This is a genomic window from Bradyrhizobium sp. Ses1 (assembly GCF_059512365.1).
The window spans coordinates 1-18,219 of the sequence record NZ_JCAMOQ010000019.1 but is presented as its reverse complement, the minus strand read 5'-3'; the positions used below and the strand labels follow the sequence as shown (position 1 = coordinate 18,219).

The 18,219-nt window shown below is 61.6% G+C and carries 19 protein-coding genes; 15 read left to right on the top strand and 4 right to left on the bottom strand.

Annotated features, from left to right (window positions below):
- Positions 1 to 40: 40 nt before the first annotated feature.
- Positions 41 to 1,162: a copper-containing nitrite reductase gene (gene nirK, locus AC5ZG5_RS21850; protein WP_456642671.1), complete on the bottom strand. Its 1,122-nt coding sequence runs from the start codon at positions 1,160 to 1,162 to the stop codon at positions 41 to 43.
- A gap of 172 nt (positions 1,163 to 1,334) precedes the next feature.
- On the opposite strand from nirK, the gene AC5ZG5_RS21845 reads away from it, so the two are divergent.
- Positions 1,335 to 1,547, top strand: coding sequence for a DUF1858 domain-containing protein (locus tag AC5ZG5_RS21845; RefSeq protein WP_130224002.1), 213 nt, complete (start codon positions 1,335 to 1,337; stop codon positions 1,545 to 1,547).
- Here the strand turns inward: AC5ZG5_RS21845 and AC5ZG5_RS21840 are convergent.
- A complete protein-coding gene (locus tag AC5ZG5_RS21840; protein WP_456642670.1) occupies positions 1,544 to 2,266 on the bottom strand; it encodes a Crp/Fnr family transcriptional regulator in 723 nt (240 codons plus the stop codon). The two genes, AC5ZG5_RS21845 and AC5ZG5_RS21840, sit on opposite strands and share 4 nt — an antisense overlap.
- A 188-nt stretch (positions 2,267 to 2,454) precedes the next feature.
- Between AC5ZG5_RS21840 and AC5ZG5_RS21835 the strand changes: the two genes are divergently transcribed.
- Entirely contained in the window at positions 2,455 to 2,910 is a 456-nt protein-coding gene (locus tag AC5ZG5_RS21835) for a pseudoazurin (protein ID WP_130224006.1), read from the top strand.
- Between the two features lie 198 nt (positions 2,911 to 3,108).
- Here the strand turns inward: AC5ZG5_RS21835 and AC5ZG5_RS21830 are convergent, their stop codons facing one another.
- On the bottom strand, positions 3,109 to 3,240 hold the full coding sequence (locus AC5ZG5_RS21830; protein WP_283806988.1) for a hypothetical protein: 132 nt from the start codon (positions 3,238 to 3,240) through the stop codon (positions 3,109 to 3,111).
- 253 nt (positions 3,241 to 3,493) lie between these two features.
- On the opposite strand from AC5ZG5_RS21830, the gene AC5ZG5_RS21825 reads away from it, so the two are divergent.
- The 6 genes from AC5ZG5_RS21825 to AC5ZG5_RS21800 all read left to right on the top strand — a co-directional run bounded on the left by AC5ZG5_RS21825 (position 3,494) and on the right by AC5ZG5_RS21800 (position 11,246).
- Positions 3,494 to 4,801 carry a hypothetical protein gene (locus AC5ZG5_RS21825; RefSeq protein ID WP_456642669.1) on the top strand — a complete coding sequence of 436 codons (1,308 nt, stop codon included), beginning with the start codon at positions 3,494 to 3,496 and terminating at the stop codon, positions 4,799 to 4,801.
- 21 nt (positions 4,802 to 4,822) lie between these two features.
- Positions 4,823 to 5,329 (top strand): DUF2249 domain-containing protein, encoded by a 507-nt coding sequence (locus AC5ZG5_RS21820; protein ID WP_456642668.1) that lies wholly within the window; start codon positions 4,823 to 4,825, stop codon positions 5,327 to 5,329.
- Positions 5,326 to 5,640 carry a metal-sulfur cluster assembly factor gene (locus AC5ZG5_RS21815; protein ID WP_456642667.1) on the top strand — a complete coding sequence of 105 codons (315 nt, stop codon included), beginning with the start codon at positions 5,326 to 5,328 and terminating at the stop codon, positions 5,638 to 5,640. Before AC5ZG5_RS21820 ends, AC5ZG5_RS21815 begins: the two co-directional genes overlap by 4 nt.
- Before the next feature lie 234 nt (positions 5,641 to 5,874).
- Entirely contained in the window at positions 5,875 to 7,734 is a 1,860-nt protein-coding gene (locus AC5ZG5_RS21810) for a flagellar hook-basal body complex protein (RefSeq protein WP_130224012.1), read from the top strand.
- A gap of 43 nt (positions 7,735 to 7,777) precedes the next feature.
- Positions 7,778 to 9,670 (top strand): flagellar hook-associated protein FlgK, encoded by a 1,893-nt coding sequence (flgK, locus tag AC5ZG5_RS21805; protein WP_456642666.1) that lies wholly within the window; start codon positions 7,778 to 7,780, stop codon positions 9,668 to 9,670.
- 7 nt (positions 9,671 to 9,677) lie between these two features.
- Positions 9,678 to 11,246 (top strand): flagellar biosynthesis protein FlgL, encoded by a 1,569-nt coding sequence (locus AC5ZG5_RS21800; protein ID WP_456642665.1) that lies wholly within the window; start codon positions 9,678 to 9,680, stop codon positions 11,244 to 11,246.
- Here AC5ZG5_RS21800 and AC5ZG5_RS21795 read toward each other — a convergent pair.
- Complete coding sequence (locus tag AC5ZG5_RS21795) at positions 11,243 to 12,016, bottom strand: IclR family transcriptional regulator (RefSeq protein WP_456642664.1); 774 nt, start codon at positions 12,014 to 12,016, stop codon at positions 11,243 to 11,245. The genes AC5ZG5_RS21800 and AC5ZG5_RS21795 overlap by 4 nt on opposite strands.
- A gap of 174 nt (positions 12,017 to 12,190) precedes the next feature.
- On the opposite strand from AC5ZG5_RS21795, the gene AC5ZG5_RS21790 reads away from it, so the two are divergent.
- From AC5ZG5_RS21790 to AC5ZG5_RS21760, 7 genes are read left to right on the top strand one after another with little or no spacing between them, the layout of a single operon-like run.
- Complete coding sequence (locus tag AC5ZG5_RS21790; RefSeq protein ID WP_456642663.1) at positions 12,191 to 13,156, top strand: Bug family tripartite tricarboxylate transporter substrate binding protein; 966 nt, start codon at positions 12,191 to 12,193, stop codon at positions 13,154 to 13,156.
- Between the two features lie 37 nt (positions 13,157 to 13,193).
- Positions 13,194 to 13,811 carry a flavin reductase family protein gene (locus AC5ZG5_RS21785; RefSeq protein WP_456642662.1) on the top strand — a complete coding sequence of 206 codons (618 nt, stop codon included), beginning with the start codon at positions 13,194 to 13,196 and terminating at the stop codon, positions 13,809 to 13,811.
- A 23-nt stretch (positions 13,812 to 13,834) separates the two neighbouring features.
- Positions 13,835 to 15,157, top strand: coding sequence for an MFS transporter (locus AC5ZG5_RS21780; protein WP_456642661.1), 1,323 nt, complete (start codon positions 13,835 to 13,837; stop codon positions 15,155 to 15,157).
- A 25-nt stretch (positions 15,158 to 15,182) separates the two neighbouring features.
- Entirely contained in the window at positions 15,183 to 16,043 is an 861-nt protein-coding gene (locus AC5ZG5_RS21775; protein WP_456642660.1) for a fumarylacetoacetate hydrolase family protein, read from the top strand.
- A gap of 4 nt (positions 16,044 to 16,047) precedes the next feature.
- A complete protein-coding gene (gene hpaH / locus AC5ZG5_RS21770) occupies positions 16,048 to 16,851 on the top strand; it encodes a 2-oxo-hept-4-ene-1,7-dioate hydratase (RefSeq protein ID WP_456642659.1) in 804 nt (267 codons plus the stop codon).
- 23 nt (positions 16,852 to 16,874) lie between these two features.
- Entirely contained in the window at positions 16,875 to 17,267 is a 393-nt protein-coding gene (locus AC5ZG5_RS21765) for a RidA family protein (RefSeq protein ID WP_130224030.1), read from the top strand.
- 10 nt (positions 17,268 to 17,277) lie between these two features.
- Positions 17,278 to 18,147, top strand: coding sequence for an amidohydrolase family protein (locus AC5ZG5_RS21760; RefSeq protein ID WP_456642658.1), 870 nt, complete (start codon positions 17,278 to 17,280; stop codon positions 18,145 to 18,147).
- Positions 18,148 to 18,219: the final 72 nt, after the last annotated feature.

Below are 18,219 nucleotides of genomic sequence, written 5' to 3'. Positions count from 1 at the left end.
GCCCGCGGGTAGGGACCGCGGGCCGTTCCTTCAGCTCCACCTACCGGCTTAGGGTTACCGGGTCGGCGGCGCCGAGCTTGTCGGCCGGGATCGGGCCGGGAGGAGAGACCTGCTTCATGAGGTCATCGCTCCATTTGCCTTCCACCTTGATGTGCGCTGCGGCTCCGAGTTCGAAGGCCTCGATCAAGTTGTGGTTGAGGTAGGCGTACACGCCGGGCTGACGGAAGGTGTATATCGCGGCTGCCGCCGAACCGCCGCGCACCAGCCAGGTCTCGAGATCCTTCTCCGGCGGGTTGTTGAACTTGCCGGTCTCCCAGACATAGTCGCCGTGCCCGCCGATCAGGTGAGGACGGGTGTCGCGGTTGGCCTGCGAATGCACGATCATCACGGTCTCGCCGACCTTCGCAGTCAATGCATTCTTGCCGGTCAGCGCACCGACCCGTCCGTTGAAGACGACGTGCGTCGGGATCAGCTTGCGCATCACCTCCGTGGTATCAGCATAGGACTCGCCGACCGTATCGTAGGTCTTGTACTTGCCGTTCGCGTCCTTCGGTATGTAGAGGTCGTTTTCGCCGATGTAGAATATCTTGTCGTAGTGCAGCGGCTTGCCGTCACGGTCCTTCAATCCATCACGCGGCAGCACCATCACTGTGCCATGCATGCCGGAGACCACGTGCCATGGGACCATGCCCTCCGGAGCGCAGTGATAGACGAAGACGCCCGGACGGGTCGCCTTCCAGCGCAGTACCGCCTGTTCGCCCGGATTGACCTTGGTCAGCGCGCCACCGCCCAACGCTCCGGTCGACGAGTGAAGGTCGATGTTGTGCGGCATGGAATTGGTTGCGGGATTGACCAGCGTCAGCTCCATGTAGTCGCCTTCGTGCACCACCATCATCGGGCCCGGCATCGAGCCATTGAAGGTCATCGCATGAAACTTGGTGCCGGCGTCGTCGACCACGACTTCCTTCTCCTGGACCGTAAGCTTGAACTCCACGATCTTCGGTCCGGCCTTGGTCGCCTGTTCGTGCGGATGCACGAAGGGCGGCGCGACCAGCTCGACTCGTTCGCGCGGCAGCTTGAGGTCGTCGGCAGCCAACGCCGGCGCACTTATCATCAGCGCCGCGATCGCGGCTCCCATCAGGGCGGTCCTTCTCGTCAGCATGATGCACTCCATCGCTTCATTCGTCCTAATTCGATGCGTGCATCATGTGCGATCTGGTCGCCAAGCACGTTGCGCTGGAACAAGGAGATGTCGATTTGTTCGACGAAGCGATCTGCTTGAGAATTTGCGGATGATCAAAGAGAACTGAGGGCTGACACGTTAAGGTAGCGACATGAAATCGAACGCAGTGCCTACCGCGGATATGATGGTCGACGACGTGATGCGTCGATGGCCGCTCGCGATAGGTGTCTTTCTCGACTTCAGGATGCTCTGTGTCGGCTGTCCGATCGGCGCTTTCCACTCGATCGAAGAAGCATGCGGCGAACACGGCGTAGACACCGACGTCTTCGTGTCGAAGCTTATGGATACGGCGAGAGCGGCTTAAGGCGCGCGCTTGTTTGCCCGAACGGCTTCTTCGCCTTCGGCGAGACTATGCAGCCGATGTGTGTCGCGCAGAACGATGCGCTGCCTGCCACCCTCGACCAGGCCCTGCTGCTCCCACGCGCTGAGAATCCGGCTGACGGTATGCAGCGTCGTTCCGGTCATCTCGGCGACGTCCTGCCGGCTGATCGGGAAGTCGATCTCGACACCGGCATCGACTTTCTTGCCGGCCTGTTTGGCGAGGCGCAGCAGCGCATGGGCGACGCGCTGCTCGACCTGCTCGCTCGACATCTCCATGACGCGTGCCTGCGTATCTTGAAGACGGCTGCCCACAGTCTGAAGCGCGGTGCTGGCGAGGCTTGGATATTTGACGATCAGGCGGTGCCAGGAAGAGGAAGGCCAGGCGAGCGCGATGCTGTCCACGGCGGCGACGGCGGTTGCCGGATAGTGCGTCAGGTTCATGGCCTGTGCGACGCCGAAGAGCTCGCCGGCCGAGACGTAGCGGACCACAGACTGCTGCCCCTGCGATGTGGTCTTCTCGACGCGAAGATGTCCATGAAGCAAAACGAAGAAGCGATCCGCTTCCGCACCCTGGTCGAACACCGCGGCTCCCTTCGGGTATCGGATCGAGCGCGCCTCGCGCAGCAGTTCGTCCTGTTCGGTCGGCGTAAGCCCGGCGAACATCGGCAGGTTCGCGACCAGCGAGCGGTCGACTGCAGCCATGGATATCCTCGTTCCAATATGCCGCGGGGACTGTCCGCGGCCGATGCAAGCCTCAACGGCTCGTCAGGTTCTTAGTCCAGGATTCTACGACCAAGTTGAGCTGGCGCAACCTGGGCCGGGCGAGGCGGGGATATCTGACACGCGGGAGCCCGGTGGAGTTCGGGCGCAAGTTTCAGGAAATGGAAAGCATGAGACAAATTGCGATATTGGCGGGCGCTGCGGCGGTTCTAATCTTGGCCGGAAGCGCCCAGGCGGCGGACGTGGAAGTCAAGCTCCTGAACAGGGGGACCGAAGGTGTGATGGTATTCGAGCCGTCCTTCGTGAAGATCGCACCCGGCGACACCGTGAAGTTCCTGTCCACCGACAAGGGTCACAACGCCGAGTCCATCAAGGGCATGCTTCCCGACGGCGCAACGCCCTTCGTCGGCAAGAACGGCGAAGATATCGCCGTCAAGTTCGACAAGGAGGGTGTCTACGGCGTGAAATGTCTGCCTCACTACGGCATGGGCATGGTCGCCATGATCGTGGTCGGAACGCCCGGCAACGTCGATCAGGCCAAGGCGGTCCCACAGAGCGGCAAGGCAAAGCAGGTGTTTGCGACGCTCTTCGACAAACTCGAAGCCGGCAAGACTGCGTCCAAGTGACGGTTGACCGGTCCCAGCTTCGCTTCTGAGCCGGATGGACGAGTACAGCCTCGTCCATCCAAACGTCGTAACAGACGCCCGAGTCGCCGGCACGAGAAACGCAGCGCCAGAAACCCGTCCGTGCGTGCACGGTCGGGTTCAAGATCGCAATCCTCATTGCGAAAGGCCTCAGGCGCATTGATATAGCGCAAACCGGACCTACTGACGCACCTTCTCTTCGACCGGACAGCAGGCAGCCTTGCTCTCGGGGAAAATCAGGATCGACGTTCGGTCCTCGAGCTTCCGTAGAATATCGTCGGTGATGGCCTCGAAAAGTTTGCGTTCGATCACGCGATCTCTTCGGCTGCGTCGTCGCAATCTTTCGAAAATCCGCATCGCGTCCTCCGTTGATGACGCTTCCAATATTGCAGATCAGGGGCGTTGCCATCTTTGTCGGGGATCAAACACCTACGTGAAGGACACTGCAATTTGTGCTCCGACAAAGAGCCTGTGATCGCGGCGACCTACGGTTACCGCCATCAAGCGACGATGCAGAGAAAGTTCTGAGATCACTATGATCGGCGCCAGCATATCACGATGGACGATGAGCTACTTCGCGATGGCGATCGCCTGGCTGTTCGTCGCGCTGGCGCTGATGGTTGCGGGCGTCGGCTTTCCCGCGGCCGATCTTGCATCGCCGGACACGCTCGTCCTCGTGCACGTGGTCTGCATCGGATGGCTGAGCCTCGCAATGTGCGGCGCGCTGTTCCAGTTCGTGCCTGTGCTCGTGGCGAAGCCGCTGTTCTCGGAGAAGTGGGCTTTGCCTGCTCTGGGCCTTCTGACCGCCGGTCTCGCCTCGCTGCTCGCGGGCTTCCTGGCATTGGGTGGTCGGCTGCCGGCCTGGCTGTGGCTGCTTCCGCTCGGCGCAGTCCTGCTGGTCGCTGGATTCGGGCTGATCGTCGTCGATCTCGGGCTGACCGCATGGCTGCGGCCGGTGGGGCCGGCTCGCTTTGTCCTCGTTGGCTTGGCCTCGCTCTGTGTCACCGTCGTCTTCGGCGCGATGTTCGCGTTCGCGCTGGCGGGGTGGGCGGGATCGGCCGGGCAATACATTCTGGCTGGCGGCGTGCCGCTGCACGCGATCGCCGGTCTTGGCGGCTGGCTGACGATGACGGCGATGGGCGTCAGTTACCGACTGTTGTCCATGTTCATGCTTTCGCCTGACGTCGACGACCGGAAAAGCGGCACGACGCTATTGGCCGGCGGGCTCGCGATCGCCGTCACAGTGGTCGGTGGTGTGCTCGCGATCGAGGTCTTTGCCGGACTGAATGTCGCGCTATCGATAGCTGCCGTCCTTGGCCTCGTGACTGCGGCCCTATACGGGCGCGACGTGTTCGCAATCTTCCGCGCTCGCAAGCGGCGCCAGCTCGAGCTCAACACGCGGATGGCGACGCTGTCTTTCGCGAGCCTGGCGGCAACCGCGCTTCTGGGGGCTGCGCTTGTCTTGACCGGCGACTTTGCAGCGCATGTCGGCGCGTTCGCCTTCCTTGCCGTCTTCGGCTGGCTGTCGGGCCTGGTCCTCGCCAAACTCTACAAGATCGTAGCTTTCCTGACCTGGCTCGAGACCTATGGTCCGGTGATGGGACGAACTCCGACTCCCCGCGTTCAGGACCTCGTCGCAGAGCGGAGGGCATCGAAGTGGTTCGTGATCTACTACGCGGCCGTCTGGACCGGAACGCTGATGCTGCTGGTCGACCAACCGTCGGGATTCCAAGCGGCTGCGATGGCGATGACGGCCGGAGTTATCGGCATCGTTCGCGAAGTGATCCGGACACGGCAGCTCGCTGATGTCGCGAACCCGCTGCGCTTTCCGGGCGGCGCCCGCGCGCCCCATCTGCTGTTTGCAAGGAACTAAAACGAAACGGAGGGAAGAAGCATGACCGAATACATCGACGTAGATGTCCGTCCGATCCTGCGCACCGGAGGCGAGCCGTTCTCGGTCATCATGGCCGCAATCGAACGCCTGGAGCCAGGGCAGGGGCTCCGCCTTTACGTCACGTTCAAGCCGATCCCGCTATTCGCCGTGATGGCAGAGAGAGGGTTCATGCATTCCGAGCGCGCGCTCGACGGCGGCGAATGGGAAGTTCTGTTCACGCCGGCGGAGGCGACGGAGAACACGGCCACTCCGAGCGGAACGCCGAGCTTCGACAATTGGCCGGAGCCTGTCGTGAAGCTCGACAATCGCGATCTCGATCCTCCTGAGCCTATGGTCCGGATCCTTGCGGCTGCCGAGAAACTGGGTCCCGGCGAGACTCTTTCCGCGCTGCTGCGCCGCGAGCCCGTCTTTCTGCTCCCGCAGCTCGAGAAGCGTGGATATCGCTGGCTCGGCGGGTTCACGCCTGACGGCGCGACCTACGAACTGACGGTGAGGGCTCCGTCATGACAAGCGAACTCGCCAGCCGGATTCGGGACGCGCTGCGTGTCGTGATCGATCCCGAGCTCGGTCACAACATCGTCGATCTCGGCTTCGTCTATGACATCTCGGTCGTCGCAGACGCCGTCCGCATCACAATGACGGCGACCGCCCCGGGATGCCCCGCGACCGGTTTCCTGCAAGAAGGCGTGACGAGCTGTGTCGCGGAGGTGCCGGGCGTCGGCTCGGTCGATGTCGAGATGACGTTCGATCCGCCGTGGACGCCAGAGCGCATTGAGCCGGCCGTCCGCGACTCGCTCGGCTTCGCTACAGTCAATTGACCTCGGGAATACGACATCCCCGGCAAGGGACGTCGCATTCACGACACGCGAACAGGTCGGCAAAAGTTGCTCGGTCCGGCAATTTTGATCCGGCTTCGCCGGTATCTCGCAGATCTATCTATCTGACTTCATTGTGCTTTTTCGTTGGCAGGCGGCTTGCAACGATCGCAGCGGTTGCGGCCATGACACCCAAAACATCCCGGCGGCCGCCCGGATCCAATTGGAGATGATGTAATGGGTATCTTCGGCGCCCTGACCACGTCCGTCGCCGGACTGCGGGCAAACTCGTACGCGCTGGAAAACATTTCCGGTAACATCGCGAACTCGCAGACGACCGGCTTCAAGCGGATTGACACCAGCTTCCTTGATCTCATTCCAGACACTGGCACGAACGCACAGCTCGCGGGCAGCGTGGTGGCAAACTCGCGCAGCACCAACACGATTGCCGGCTCGGTTCAGTCGGCTTCGGTCTCCACCTACATGGCGATCAACGGCGACGGCTTCTTCGCCGTGCAAAAGCCGGGCAGCATGTCCGACAACCAGCCGATATTCGACGGCGTCAACCGGTACACAAGGCGCGGCGACTTTACGCTGGACCAAAACGGATACCTCGTTAACGGTGCAGGCTATTATCTCGAGGGCGTGAAGATTGATCCGACGACCGGAAATCCCGCCGGAAGTACGCCGGAAGTCCTGAGGTTCCAGAACGATTTCCTGCCGTCGCAAGCAACCACCAAGATCGACTATCGCGCCAATCTCGCCAGCACCCCGCTGACAGCCAAGCGCCAAGCGTCAGTGCCAGGCTCGGAATTGCTGAGGCCTGCCGATTTCATATCCAATCCACGAACCCTTGGAACGGCCGCGACGCCGTTTGCCAATACACCCGTGACCGGTAATGCGCGGAACAACCTCGAGACGATCGCGAAACCTATTTCCGCAGCAACGTCCCTCGTGAGTGCGGCGGGCACGGATTCGCTCACGGCGGGCTTTGCCAGCGGTGACACTCTGGTGCTGAAGACCACCACGGGCGGTGTCACGACAACCAACACGATCTCATTCTATACTGGAGCCGCGCCCGCGCCTGTCGCTGGCACTACCTTTGTCGATCTCTCCACCGCGACGGTTGGAAGCCTTTTAACCACAATTGACGGTCTCACAGGCAATGCTTCGCCATCACCGGCGTCCAGCGTGTCGAGCACCGGTGCAATCACCTTGAATACGGGTACGGCAAATGACTTCAGCCTGGCCGCAGGTTCATCCGCATCGGCTGTCGCAGCGTTTCAAGCGTTGGGCTTCTCGGGCACCGTTGTCGGGATGCGCGCCGGCGGCGGGACAGCCGGCACCGGCGTCGTCATTGGCAGCGACAAGCAAGCCTTTCTGGATGAGTCGATCAGCGGGGGCGCGAGGACCGTGTATGACGGCAATGGCGCTCCGGTGAACCTGCAGTTCCGATGGGCCAAAGTCGAATCGTCCACCATGGGTGGGACAGACACCTGGAATCTCTTCTACCAGGTCAATTCCAACGCGACCGGAAACACCGTTGCCTGGCAGAACGTCGGAACGGACTTCAAGTTTGGTCCGAACGGACAGATGCAGCCGGTGGTCAGTCAGATCACGCTGTCCGGGCTTACCGTGGATGGGACCAGCCTCGGTAACGTCACAATGGCATTTGGCACCGGCGGACTAACGTCGTTTGCGGACACCAATGGCAACGTGCAGGTGAACCAACTGCAGCAGGACGGTTACGCCGCGGGTCAACTGCAAAGCGTGTCGGTCAGCGACGAGGGACGTGTCGTCGGCACCTACTCGAACGGCCGCACCATCGATCTTGCGGAGGTCTCCATTGCTACCTTCAACGGCGCCAACTTCCTGAAGCGTGTCGACGGCGGCGCCTTTGAAGTGACCAACGAATCCGGAGACGCGCTCTATGGGAAAGGCGGGAGCATTTCGGGCTCGTCGCTGGAATCGTCGAACACGGATATCGCCGACGAATTCACGAAATTGATCGTGACGCAGCAGGCCTATTCGGCGAACACCAAGGTGATCACGACAACGAACACGATGGTCCAGGATCTCCTCAACGTGATGCGGTAATTGACACCGGGCGCGCACGTAACCGCTTGAGAGCAGTCTTGTCATGAGTCTGAATGACGCCCTCGCCATCGCCATGTCCGGCCTTCGCGCCAATCAGGCGGCGATTTCGCTGGTCTCGTCGAACGTCGCCAATGCGGAAACGCCCGGCTACGTTCGCAAGACGGTCGACCAGGTCACGTCCTATGCCGGTGCGCATGGCAGCAACGTTGTCGTCGCCGGGATCAATCGTGAACTGGATCAATATATCCAGGCGCAGTTGCGCACGGAAACGTCGGGCGCGTCGTACGCCTCGCTTCGCTCGAACGTTCTGCAGCAACTGCAAAGCCTCTATGGAGATCCGGGTTCAATCGGAACGCTGGAGAGCGCATTTAACAACCTCACGACAGCGCTGCAGGCGCTCAATACCAGCGCTGACAGCCAGTCGGCCCGAATAGGCGTTCTCAACGCGGCGTCGACGCTGACGCAACAACTGAACTCGATGACGCAAGGTATTCAAACCTTGCGCGGGACCGCAGAGACCGGCATCAAGGACTCGGTCACGACGGCGAACAATCTGCTCAAGCAGATAGCGTCAATCAACAACAAATTGATGGCTAATCCATCCGGCGGCACGTCTACCGATGCGTCGACCGCCGCATTGCTCGATCAACGCGATCAATATGTGAATCAGCTTTCAGAGCTGATGGACATCCGTGTCACGACCAATAGCGTCAACCAGGTCACGGTTTTTACCGGCTCCGGCATCCAGCTCGTGGGCAACGAAGCCGCGACCCTGTCGTTCAATGCTCAGGCCACCGTTGGTGCAAATACGACGTGGAGCAGCGATCCCAATCAGAGCCAGCTTGGCTCCGTCGTACTTGAGTTTCCGGGCAGCGGCGCATCGATCGATCTCACGGCTACCGGTGCGATCAAATCGGGCAAGATCGCGGCTTATACCGAGCTACGAGACAAGACGTTAGTCACGGCACAGAACCAGCTCGACCAGTTTGCTGCGTCGCTGTCGAGCGCGTTGTCCGATCAGACAACAGCGGGCACGCCGATAACGGGTTCGCCAGTCCCGGCCGGAACGCCTTCGGGGTTTGCGCTCGATATCTCGGGCATGAAATCCGGCAACGTCATTCATCTCACTTACACTGATGCGGCGACCAATCAGCAGCGCGAAATCTCCTTCGTGCGCGTTGATGACCCCCGCGTGCTGCCGTTGTCGAACGATGCGACCGCGAATCCGAATGATCAGGTGATCGGGATCGATTTCTCCGGATCGTTCTCGTCGGTGCTCGATCAGCTCAATGCTGCACTGGGCGGCAGCGTCACATTCAGCGGAACAAGCACATCGCTGAGCGTTCTGAGCAATCCCGCTTTCGCCCGGATCGATAGCGCTTCGGTTACGGTCACCAAGAACCCGAATGCGTTGAACGATGGCAGCCCGCAGATCGCCCTCTTCACTGACAGCGGGGCACCTTACAGCGGTGCGATCAGCGCGTCCGGATCTCAGATAACGGGTCTTGCCGGACGCCTGACGGTCAACAGCGCGCTGATCAATGATCCTGCCAAGCTCGTGACGTACGGGAGTTCGACGCCCGCAGGAGACACCACACGGCCCTCGTTCATCCTCAATCAGCTAAGCAACGCGAGTTACACGTTCGGTGCGCAGAGCGGGGTTGGTAGTGCGAGCGCACCGTTCAAGGGCACGCTGCTCAGCTTCATGCGGCAATTCACCAGTCAGCAGGGGGCGGACGCCGACGCGGCGAAGCAGCTTGCCGATGGTCAGAACGTCGTGCTCAGTACGCTCCAGCAGAAGATGTCGACGTCCTCGGGCGTGAACATGGATGAAGAAATGGCGCATCTCTTGTCGTTACAGAATGCTTATTCGGCAAACGCGCGCGTGATGTCGGCAGTCAACGACATGTACAAAACCCTGATGCAGGTATTGTGAGGCAGCAATGACGATATCCGGGGTTAGTCAACGCACATCCTACATCGGCTCGGGCATTCTCGATTTGCGCAGTCAGCTTGATACGCTGACGCAGCAACTCGCGTCCGGCAAGATCTCCAATACTTACGCGGGGCAGGGTAGTGGTCGCAGCCTTGCGATCGCGCTACGCGCGCAGATCACAGGGATAGGAGCCTATTCCGATACTGCGACCAATCTGAACACGCGCATTGGTGTCACTAACCTTTCACTGCAGCAGTTGGTGAAGATCGGGTCGGAAGTGAAGGGCGCCGCCGTCAGCGCAAGCTCGGATCTCGACGATGCGGGTCATACCTCGGGGCAGAAGACCGCATTGCTCGACTTCACCGATTCAGTCGACATGCTCAACGCGAAGTCAGGCGATCGCTATCTGTTTTCCGGCCGTGCTACGGATACCGCCCCTGTGGCATCGGCCGATGAGATCATGAACGGTCGTGGCGCGCAGGTCGCCGGACTGAAGCAGGTCATCACCGAGCGAAAGATCGCTGATCTCGGTGTCAATCAGAACGGTCGCGTCGGCAGTGCCGTCGGTACGCCGGCAACTTCAGTTGTTCTCACCGAGGAGGATGCAACACCGGCGCCTCCGCAGCAGGCGCAGCCGTTCGGGATCAAGCTCACCGGCGTATCTACAAATATAACGGGCGCTACTGTCACCCAGCCCGTCGACCTGCCCGCGACTGTTCCGCCGGCGCCGCCGGCGACACCGGTGCAGAAGTCCATGTCGGTCGATCTTGGCGCGACCAATCCGAAGCCGGGTGACCAGGTCAAGTTCACCTTCACCATGCCTGATGGCACCAAGGAAGATATCGTCATGACGGCATCGAACACCACGCCGCTTGCCGCCAACAGCTTCCTGATTGGTGCCGATACCACCGCGACCGCGGCCAATCTGAACACGGCGCTCGGGACCTCGATGAAGAATCTGGCGAACGGTCCGATGGTGGCGGCGTCGGCGATGGAAGCCGGTGAGAACTTTTTCGATCAACCTCCGCTGCGCGTCGGGACGACGCCGCTTGCGTCGGGCACCACGCTTGTGGCCGGCACTCCCGACAACACCGTGATCTGGTACAACGGCGAACAGAATACTGCGGCGAACGGACCGGCGCGCGGATCGGCAGTAGCCCAGATCGATACATCCATCACGGTGCAGTATGGCGCCAGAGCCGACGAACCGGCATTGCGGTCGCAACTGCAGACGGTGGCAGTGTTCGCGGCCGTAACGACGTCGGCAACGGATCCCTATGCCAATGCCCAAGTTACTGCGCTCAACCAGCGCGTCGCAAACAGTTTGGCGACGGTGCCGGGGACCCAGACGATTGAAAATATCCAGGCCGACTTCGCCGGCGCGCAGGGCTCGATCAAAGCGGCCACCGATCGGCAGGTTCAGACCAAGGCGATGGCGCAAACGATGCTGGATTCTATCGAAGGCATCAATGACGACGAAGTCGCGACCAAAATCCTGGCACTGCAGACTGCACTGCAGGCGTCTTATCAAACGACATCGATGCTTTACCAGATGAGTCTGGTCAAGTTCCTCTAAGGGAGAGACTCAATCTTCTTCTCGATCGCGAGTGCCGCCTCCAGCAAAATCTCGGCGACCTCTTGCTCTCGGCGCGGTCCGAGTCTCGTGCGAACTGCTGATACGGTGATCGCCGCGGCCGGCTGGCGATCGGGGGTCTTGATCCAGGTGGACAGCGATTTCGTTCCCTGCACCAGACCGGCCTCGCGCAGATTATAGCCTCTGCGCTTGGCCAAGGCGATTTGTGAAAGCACCGTCGCCACGCTGGTGCGATACCCGGCAAACCGCACTTCATTGGCAGTCACGATCTTGCGGGCGTCGGGCGTCGGCATCGCGGCAAGAATCGCAACACCTGCACTGCTGACGCCGAGCGGACGTCTGGCGCCGACTTCGATCGACAGCACCTGGATCGGATAGAAGCCGATCCTGCGATCGACGCATAGCGTATCATTGCCGGTACGTACCGTCAGGAACAATGTGTCGCCGACCCGCTGCGAGGTTCGCGCCAGGATATCGTCCGCTGCGGCAAGCAGGGGTGAACGCGAGGGGCGCGCCAGCGCCAATTCCGGCACCTGTCCGCCGATCGCATAGCGGCCGGTCTTCTCGTGCCGTTCGACGATGCCTTCCTCGATCAGCACGTGAACGATCCGGTGCACCGTCGGCCGCGTCAGCCCGGTCGCCTGCACCACTTCGGTAAGCGGTACTCCGCTCTCCCTGCCAGCGGCGAGGATGCGCAGCACCATCAGCGCTCGTCGGATCGCCTGGGCACCTTGCCTCGGTTCCGTGATCATGGCTTGCCGTCCATAATGTGGACAGAATTGGCGCAAAGCCGTCGACAAGTAAAGCCCGCTCGCCGAATGATCTCGCATCGCATCGCATCGAGGCGTCGGCTAGACGATGCCGATCGGACACTCAACAAGAACAGGGTGGAGACCTCATCCGCCGCGGCTTTGGGAGGATGTCACATGAGGTTTCTCGCTGTTGCGGTCGCTGCCATCGCGGCGATAGTCGCTGGACCGGTCGCAGCCCAGACATGGCCGGAGCGCAATGTCCGCCTGATCGTGCCATATCTTGCCGGCGGCAATGTCGACAGCGCTGCCCGCATCGTAGCTGACAAGCTGCAGCAACGGCTCGGGCAGGCATTCATCGTGGAAAACAAGTCCGGCGCCGGTGGCCTGATCGCGGGCGAGGCGTTCGCGAAATCGGCGAAGGATGGATACACGCTGTTCATTGGCGCCAACGGCCCGGTGCTGTTCGCCCCCGAGATCAACAAGCGCGAGGCCTATGTCTGGAAACGGGATTTCCTCCCGATCACGACCATCTCGATGACGCCCTTGGTGCTCGAGGTTCATCCCTCCGTTCAGGCAAAGACGTTGAAGGAGTTTCTGGACCTGGCGCGCCGCGAGCCGGGCAAGCTCACGATGGCGTCCCCGGGAGCGGGGACGACCAATCATTTGCTCAGCGAACTGGCGCAATCGGAGCTCGGCCTGCAATGGGTCACAGTGCATTACCGTGGCAACGCGCCGGCGACCAATGACTTGATCGGCGGGCAGGTGCAGTTTGCGTTCGACCAGGTTTCCGTCGCGCTGCCCTTCGTCAAGAGCGGCGCGGTCCGTGTGCTTGCAGTCACCAGCGCACATCGCCTCGCCTCGATGCCCGACGTGCCGACCTTCGCCGAACTCGGCTACAAGGATTTCGACGCGCAGACCTTCACCGGCCTGTTCGCACCGGCCGGTACGCCGGACGCGATCGTAACGAAGCTGCACGACACCATGGCGGAGATCCTGAAGGATCCCGCGGTCGTCGAGAAATTCGACAAGCTCGGCGCCGAGGCCGTCGCCATGTCACCTGCGGAGTTCACGGCCTATTTGACACGCGAAGACGCCAAGTGGATTCCCATCGTCCGCAAGGCGAACATCCGGGCCGATTGAGGCCGGCGCGCATACGCCAGTCAAGCTTCGAGGCAGCATGCAGATTGACCCCTCAGAACTCGGCGCGGAACGCATCTACCGGCTGATGACCGGCATCGTCGTGCCGCGGCCGATCGCCTGGGTGACCAGCATGTCGCGCAAAGGTGTGCTCAATCTCGCCCCCTTCAGCGCCTTCACCTTTGTCTCGCAGAAGCCGCCGATGCTCGCCATCAGCATCGGCCGCAAGGCCGGCGTCTACAAGGACACCGCGCATAATATTCTCGATACCGAAGAATACGTCATTCACATCGCCGACACGCCGCTGATGACGGCGTTGCATGAGAGTTCGGTCGAGCATCCGCCCGAGGTGAGCGAAGTCGAATTGCTCAAGCTCGAGACCGTGCCGAGCGAACGCATCAAGGTGCCGCGGCTCGCCGCGCCGCCGGTCGCCATGGAATGCCGGTTTCACCAATGTCTCGAATTCGGCGAGGCTCGCAGCCGGCTGATTGTCGGCGAGGTCCTGATGTTCCATCTCCGGGATGGGCTCGTGAACAACGGCAAGGTGGAAACCGAGGCGCTTGATCCGATCGCGCGTATCGCAGGCCCACGTTATGCCCGGCTCGGAGAGATCGTCACCCTGCGCGCCGTGTTCCAGGCACCGAAGTCGACCGATTGAGATCGTATACCAGTAAGACAGATATGACCGAACAATCCTCGCTTTCCGCAATCGGCAGCTACACGACCGGCGAGCGCGCCGCGATCATCTTCTCCTGCATGCTGGGCTTTGCGCTCGATCTCTACGACGTGCTCATCATGCCGTTCCTGATGAGCTCGATACAGTCGTCGCTAGGAATTTCGCTGACTCAGGTCGCGAGCGTGACGAGCCTGACCTTGATCGGGTCGGTGATCGGCGGCGCGCTATTCGGCTGGCTCGGCGACCGCATTGGCCGCAAGCAGGCACTGCAGCTCACGCTCGGCGTGTTCGCCGCCGGGTCGATCGCATCGGCGTTCGCCTGGGACTATTGGAGCCTGGCATTGCTCCGCTTCATCACCGGCATCGGGCTCGGCGGCGAATGGGGCGCCGGCATGGTGCTGTTCAATGAGGCCTGGAACAAGGATCGGCGCGGTATCGGCAGCGCCTTCATCCAGGGCAGCGCGGTCGTCGCGAGCGCCGGCGCCTCGATCATCGGGGTCTGGGCCACCACGTCGTTCAGCGTGGAATGGGGATGGCGCATTGCGCTCCTGACCGGTGGCTCGCCGATCCTGCGGATGATCTTCATCCGCTTCTTCATGCCGGAATCCAAGGCGTGGCTGCAGTTCGGTCGCGCGCGCAAGAGCGGCTTGGTCGAGCGCAAGGTCAAGACCACCAATACGATGCTGCTGATGTTCCAGGGCCGGTTGCTGCCGATCTCGCTGATGTGCCTGGCGTGGATGATGGCCTACATGTTCTGCTACTACGGGATCGTCGTCTTCATGCCGACACTGATGCAGAAGTCGCTCGGTGCGCCGCCTGAAGTCGTGCGCAACATCTCGGTGATCGCCTCCGTCGTCGGCGGCTGCTCGTATATCAGCATGGGCCTGCTCAACGACGCCTTCGGCCGGCGGTTCGGCGCGCTGTTGCCGGGTCTTGCGTGGGGCGCGATGGCCTGCGGCCTCTATGTCTTTGCGCATGACAGGTTCGCCGGCAGTCTGTTTGGCTTCCCGATGTTCTGGGTTTACATCGCCTTCGTGATCGGCAACTCGGCGCTCGGCGTGGTCGGCACCTGGCTGTCGGAAATCTATCCGATCGAAGTGCGCTCGACCGCGGTATCCTTCATCTACATGGCGGGCCGCGGCATCGGCAGCTTTGCGCCGATCGTCGTTCCGCTGGCGGCCGGTTGGTTCGGTGGCCAGCTTGCGCTCGGCATGATGATCGTCGTGCCCGCCATCATCATCTTCCTGGCGATGACCCTGTCCCTGCCCGAGACGCGCGGGCGCGAACTGGCGGCCGCCGGTGCCCAGCGTAGCGGCCAGACTGCGTGAAACTCTCGCCGAAGGAAAGCATGCGATGCGACTATTGAGCTATCTCGTGAATGGCCAGCCACATTATGGTGTGGCTGATGACAATGGGGTCGTCGATCTGACGGTACGGATCGGCGCAGAATTTCCCGATCTGAAGACGCTGATCGCACGCGATGGCCTTTCGTCGGCCCGGCAGGCTTCGGCCGGCCAGCGTCCCGATCATGCGCTGGACGAATTGACGCTGCTGCCGCCAGTATTGGCGCCGGAAAAGTTCTGGTGCATTGGCGTGAACTACAAGGACCGCAACGCCGAATACAAGGACAACTCGGACCTGCCGAAATATCCGAGCCTGTTCGTACGCAATTCCTCGTCGGTGGTCGGATCGGGGCAGGGGATCGAGAAGCCGAAAGTCTCCGACCAGCTCGACTATGAGGGCGAACTGGTCATCGTGATCGGCAGGCAGGGTCGGCACATCGCGCGTGAAGACGCCTTCTCGCATATCTTCGGCATGACGCTGTGCAACGAGGGCAGTGTGCGAGACTGGCTGCATCATGGCAAGTTCAACGTCACGCAGGGCAAGAATTTCGATCGCTCCGGCAGCATCGGCCCCTGGATTGTGACGTCGGATGAATGCGATCCGCGAGGACCGCACGACATTATCACCCGCGTCAATGGCGAGGTCAGGCAGCAGGACAGTACCGAGCGGCTGATGTTCCCGTTCGATTTCCTGATCGCCTATCTCTCCACATTTGCGACCCTGAAGCCCGGCGACATGATCGCGACCGGTACGCCGACCGGCGCCGGCGCCCGGTTCGATCCGCCGCGTTGGCTCAAACCCGGTGATGTGGTCGAGGTGGAGTCGTCGCGGATCGGCGTGCTGCGCAACGCGGTGGTTGCGGAGCAATAGCGCCATGCTCGATCCCTCCATCATCCGGCACCTCGCAGAGCGGCTTGACGAGGCCGAACGGACCAAGACACTCATCACCATGTTCACGCGCGAGCATCCCGATCTCACGATCGAGGATGCCTATGCGATCCAGCGCGCCTGGACGCGTCTGCAGCTCGATCGTGGCCGCGTCATCAAGGGCCACAAGATCGGCCTGACCTCGAAAGCGATGCAGAACGCGGTCGGCATCGCCGAGCCCGATTATGGCGTTCTGTTCGCCGACATGTTCTATCCGGATGCGAGCGCGATCCCGTTCGATCGCTTCCATGCGCCGCGGATCGAGGTCGAGCTTGCCTTCGTGCTGAAGGCGCCGCTGCGTGGCCCGGACTGCTCCATCTTCGACGTACTCAACGCCACCGATTACGTGACGCCCGCGCTCGAAATCCTCGAGACCCGCATGCATCGCGTCGATCCCGAGACCGGCCAGACCCGTAAGGTCATGGACACGATTTCGGACAATGCCGCCAATGCCGCTCTCGTGCTCGGCGGCCGTCCGTTCCGGCCGCTCGAGGCGGATCTACGCTGGATCGGCGCGCTGCTGTTCCGCAATGGACAGGTCGAGGAGACCGGGCTTGCCGCCGGCGTGCTCAACCATCCGGCCAACGGCGTCGCCTGGCTCGCCAATCGCCTGGCGCCGCATGACGAGCAACTGGCCGCAGGTGAGGTCGTGCTCGCCGGATCGTTTACGCGACCGGTCGATATCCGCCGCGGCGATACCTTCCACGCCGACTACGGACCGTTCGGCTCGGTGTCCTGTCAATTTACCTGAACCAGACCAGCAGAGGGAAAGCGATGACCGGCCAAGCACGGCGCAGAAGCATCCACATCGGCGGATTCAAACACGCCAATCCGATCCCGAACGCCTCTCGCATCGGCAATCTCGTGATGTCCGGCGTCATCCTCGGCCGCGATCCCGCGACCGGAGCGATGCCGGAGAGCCTGGAAGCGCAATGCGCCAACATGTTCGCGCATATGAAGGCGACCGTCGAGGCTGCCGGTGGCAGCACCGACGACATCATCAAGATGACGGTCTGGCTCAAGGACCGTTCGCAGCGCGGGCCTGTCAATGCCGAGTGGCTGAAGATGTTTCCCGACGAACACTCACGCCCGGCGCGTCATGCGCTGCCGATGGACATGGAAGGCGGCGCGCTGGTGCAGTGCGATTTCACCGCCGTGATTGACTAAGGAGTTTGCCGTGCCGACCTACTTGCCCTTCGATCCAAATCCGCGCCGGCCTTCGAAACTGCCGCCGCCAAAGACTGTCGACAGCCAGTTTCACGTGCTGGGGCCGCTGGAGAAATATCCGGTACGTCCGGGCGCTGCCTATCAGATGCCGACCGCAACCTGGGAGGCGGCGCTGCGGATGCACAAGGCGCTCGGGATCGAGCGCGGCGTGATCGTGCAGACCACGACCTATGGCGCGGACCACACGGTCGTGCTCGATGGTCTGGCGGCAATGGGGCCGAACTATCGCGGCTGTGCCAACGCGCTGGTGTTCGCCGAAGCTGATGATGCCTACCTCGCCAAGCTGCATGAGGCAGGGGTCCGCGGCGCGCGCTTCAGTTTCCGGCAGGAACTTGGGGCTGTGCTGTCGGACAAGGATTTTGCGCGGGCGATCGCGCGCATCCGCGAGCTCGGCTGGTACGTCAAGATCCAGCCGGAGAAGGACGGCATCATCTCCAGCGTCGAGAAGTACCAATCCCTCGACGTGCCGGTGCTGATCGATCACATGGCGCGTCCCGACCCGACCCACGGCAAGAACGATCCGAATCTACAGAAGATGCTTGAGCTGCTGTCGAAGGGCAATTTCTGGGTCATGCTGTCGCTCGGGGAAAAGACCTCGAAGGCCGGTCCGCCCTGGGAAGATGTCATCCCCATCGCGCGCACCTATATCGAAGCGGCGCCGGACCGCTGCATCTGGGCCACCGACTGGCCGCATCCGGTTTCGGTCGTGCAGCCGCCCAACGACGCCGATCTGCTCGAACTCATGTACAAGCATGCGCCTGACGAGACGACCTTGGAAAAGATCCTTGTTCACAATCCGGCAAAACTATTCGGATTCTAGGCTGTGTGGACTCTTGGGATTCTCAAATCAGACGGAACGTGATTCAAGGCTTTCTTTTAGGAGGAAGCCTTG